The organism is Salinicola salarius (genome assembly GCF_002179555.1).
GTDB lineage: Bacteria > Pseudomonadota > Gammaproteobacteria > Pseudomonadales > Halomonadaceae > Salinicola > Salinicola salarius_A.
The window spans coordinates 1-864 of the sequence record NZ_NHOU01000119.1; the positions used below are offsets into that span (position 1 = coordinate 1).

Here is an 864-nt window from a genome sequence, read left to right on the forward strand (position 1 = left end):
GCCCGCCGGCAACCAGACACCGCTGTAGGGCGGTACCACCCAGGTGCCGTCATCGGTATCCACTTCCATCAATCCTGTCATGCCGTAGAGAAACTGGGCACGGCGATGGCTGTGAAAGTCGAGCAAGGTGCCGGGACTGTAGTCGGTGCCGATGGCCACGACGGGCCGGGCGACATGATCCACGTCCGCCAGCGGGATATTGCGCATCGTCGTCAGCCTGGCCGAAACACGACGATTATTGGCCAACCGGCGAATGTCGGCCACCCCTTATCGGAATATCGTTCCTGTCGTTGGATTTCTTGGGAGTGTTCCGGTGTATAGCGTATTGCTTATCTGCGGCGGACTGGCCGGCATGACGACCGTGCTGTTCGGTTTCGGTGGCGGTTTCGTCGTCGTTCCCTTGATGGTTACCTTGCTGATTGCCGTCCATGGGGCGGATAGCGTGGTCGGCCAGGCGGCCATGCATATCGCGGTGGCCACTTCGACCGCGCTGATGATCTTCGCTGCCTCTCTATCGACATGGCGTCACCACCGGCGACGGACCGTGCAATGGCATCTGGTGCGTCCGCTGGTGGGCTATATCGCCATCGGTGCCGTGCTCGGTGCGGCGGCGGCGGTGTCGGTGAGTGGAGAGTGGGTGCGCTGGCTGTTCATCGGCTATCTGGCGACCACGATTGCAGACGCCATTCTGCGGCCCGGCTTTCTGCATCAGGCGAGTGGGGAGGTTCGCCCCATGGGCCGCCTGGTGACGGCGATAACGGGCAGCTTCATCGGTATCGTTGCGGCCTTTCTGGGGGTTGGCGGCAGCGTGATGACCGTACCGCTGATGCGCCGCAGAGGGGCCAGCATGACGGCGGCCACGGC

At 63.2% G+C, this 864-nt stretch carries 2 protein-coding genes; one reads left to right on the forward strand and one right to left on the reverse strand.

Translation table 11 applies throughout. From position 1 onward, the window contains the following. On the reverse strand, positions 1-264 hold a 264-nt coding region (locus CCD76_RS19390; RefSeq protein WP_444875471.1), incomplete at its 3' end, for an AraC family ligand binding domain-containing protein. A gap of 49 nt (positions 265-313) precedes the next feature. On the opposite strand from CCD76_RS19390, the gene CCD76_RS19395 reads away from it, so the two are divergent. Continuing rightward, positions 314-864: sulfite exporter TauE/SafE family protein (locus CCD76_RS19395; protein WP_087721117.1), on the forward strand; the 551-nt coding region annotated here is incomplete at its 3' end.